This is a genomic window from Tardiphaga sp., from assembly GCF_044340795.1.
Lineage (GTDB): Bacteria > Pseudomonadota > Alphaproteobacteria > Rhizobiales > Xanthobacteraceae > Tardiphaga.
On record NZ_JBIISY010000446.1, the window covers coordinates 1 to 2,521 of the forward strand.

General features: G+C 62.4%; 2 protein-coding genes and 1 pseudogene. 1 reads left to right on the forward strand and 2 read right to left on the reverse strand.

The features are described from left to right. Positions 1-369 (reverse strand): annotated as a pseudogene (locus ACIQ17_RS32965) (hypothetical protein); the annotation flags it as partial. Between the two features lie 688 nt (positions 370-1,057). Here ACIQ17_RS32965 and ACIQ17_RS32970 point away from each other — a divergent pair. Continuing rightward, positions 1,058-1,855, forward strand: a complete 798-nt coding sequence (locus tag ACIQ17_RS32970; protein ID WP_398473784.1) for an outer membrane protein — start codon at positions 1,058-1,060, stop codon at positions 1,853-1,855. A 20-nt stretch (positions 1,856-1,875) separates the two neighbouring features. Here ACIQ17_RS32970 and ACIQ17_RS32975 read toward each other — a convergent pair whose 3' ends face one another. After that, positions 1,876-2,115 carry a hypothetical protein gene (locus ACIQ17_RS32975; RefSeq protein ID WP_398473785.1) on the reverse strand — a complete coding sequence of 80 codons (240 nt, stop codon included), beginning with the start codon at positions 2,113-2,115 and terminating at the stop codon, positions 1,876-1,878. Between the last annotated feature and the right edge of the window lie 406 nt (positions 2,116-2,521).

The window sequence follows — 2,521 nt, forward strand, 5'->3', positions numbered from 1 at the left end:
GACCAGCATGGTCAGTCCCTGAATCTGATCGGACAGGCGCTTCAGTTCGGCCTGCTGCGCATTCAACAGATTGGTGGCGCCCTGAATGGAATCGCCGGTCTGCTGCTGGAAAGCGGTGAAATCAGCTGCGCTGACGGTTGGCTCGGAAGCGCTGGCGAGCACGTCCGAGGTCGAAGCGCTGCCCGAGGCAGGGCTGGCGACGCCATGCAGAGCGTCGGTGACAGTGTCCAGATTGAGCCAGAGCAGCCCGCCAGCCGCACCGATCAGCAGCAACAGGGCCAGGATGCCGATCACGCCGAACGAGCGCCGCTTGCGCAACGTCACCGGCGGAGGCCCGACATTGATCTCGCTTCCGAACGTATCAGCCACTGAACTTCCCCACGCCTCGCATCCCCGATCCCGCTGGCAGGACACCTTGCGGAGCCCTCCTCGCCAGCGAATCCCCGGCAGACCACCGATGCCATTCGACCGGAAACCGCCTCTCTCATTCCGTTGCCTAGCTTGCGCACGCACAGCGCCACGCGCCTGCCAAGGAATCTGCAAGATGGTGCCACGGTTTACTACGCGTGAATGTTGCATCGGCGCATCACCGCGTCACCGAATGAAAATCGCCGCATGATTGTCTTTGACTGTGCGGGCTCCCGTGACGTTTGGTCAGCGCGGGGGAGAAGGACCACGACCATGATCGACACCGTCACCGCACTGTTCGGCGTACTCAGCGCAAGCATCCTCGTTGCTCACGCTTACGACGGCTTCCGCGCACGTTTCTGATTGCCAGTCTCGGACGTCCGGTCGCGCGACCGATGCCGTCCGTAATGGCATCATCTGAGGTCAGTCACGTGCTGACGATATCTGCTCCGGCCCGACGGCCTTGCCGCCCGGAGCATATGACGGAAAGCCACCCGATGTGGCTTCAGCCTTGTCCCGGCAAGTCCTGACCGTAAACCACACTCCGGTATTGTTCCCCCGCTGTTGCCGGCTGGTGACAGCCTCCCCTTCCAAGATTCGCTAGGATTTTCCCCGACCGCCGGATTTCGCCGGCTGCCGAAGGTTCGGGATGAGACGGATTGGCCTGGTACTGTTGATCGCGATGTCCGGCGTGGCGCCTGCCACGGCGGCCGATCAATCGTCGCGCATCCTGACCAAGGCGCCTGCGATTACGGACGCTGCCTATAACTGGGGTGGATGGTATGCCGGCGCCCAGGTCGGCGGCGCCTGGGGCACGAGCCATGTGGGCAATGCATTTATCAATGGTGCGGCCCCCATCGCCAACCAGCAGGCCTTCGCTGCCGCCTCGCCGCCATTGAACCCCACCGGTTTCAGCGGCGGCGGCCAGATCGGCTACAATCATCAGGTAGATCGCTGGCTGTTCGGCATCGAGGCAGATGCCGGTTATAACGGCCTGCGCCAGAGTCGCACTGCAACGGCGCCCTTCCCCGCCGGCTCGCTGACCACGACAAGCTCTGTCGGCAGCGACTGGATGGTGACCCTGCGCCCTCGCGCTGGCTACGCCGTCGATCGCACGCTGTTCTACCTCACCGGCGGCCTCGCGCTGACCGACCTCAAATTCGCATCATCATACGCGGACACGACCGGCCAGAGCGCGACCTCCGGTTTCAGCAAGACAAAGGTCGGCTGGATTGCAGGCGCAGGCATCGAACACGCCTTTACGAAGAACTGGACGGCGAAGGTCGAATATCTCTACGCGGATTTCGGCAAGCAGTCGGTGACGTCGCCTGTGGCTGGCGGAGGGGCACCGAATGGGCTGATTGCCCAGGACGTCGATCTGAAGACCAATACAGTGCGCGGCGGCCTCAACTATCATTTCAGCGGTCCGCCCTTCGCCAAATACTGACGACGCGCCGATCAGCACTCCTAGCCGGCCAGAGCCATAGAGCGAGCCGCCACCGGAAAAGCCTCGACAGTCACCGTCCATCGCAGCGGCCAGCAGGTCAGGTCGGGGCGCACGGAATGGACGTAACCACCGACATGAGCGTTGTCGGATGAACTGCTCTCCAACGCTTCGCTGAAGCGCTCATCGATCATCTCGCCATAGAGATGCGCCATCCGGCAGCGGCGCATCTGGGCGTAAGATGTCGTCTCATATGTGGCCAAGCGGGCCTCCCGCGATTGCATCATGCTCTGTTTCGAGCGTCAGTGAGTCGCGGTTAACAAATGATCAAGCATGCCGCGCCCGCCGGCCGAAGCACGCGCCTCCGGTTTGAAGCGAACGCTTCATCAGCATCGGATCTCTTCCGCCACGAACGTCAGGCCGAGCGCCCGTTGCGGCGGCGTCAGCCGTAGCAGCCGTCGCGCCTGGCAATGGGGACATACGAAGGTCCGGACCTCCCCTCCGCCAGTATCGGGCTCGATCTTCATCAGAAACGATTGGGTTCGGCAGTTCGAGCATTTCAGATGCTCGGTTCTGATATTGTCGTTGAGATACGCTCTGCGTCTGGACGGCATATCCAATCTCCGAAACCGACTAGGGCTACTGCTCGCGGTGCCATGTTTGGCTTGC

What these genes read in the sequence shown, in the direction of transcription:
- ACIQ17_RS32970 (WP_398473784.1), top strand. Translation starts at nt 1,058, where the DNA reads ATGAGACGGATTGGCCTGGTACTGTTGATCGCGATGTCCGGCGTGGCG.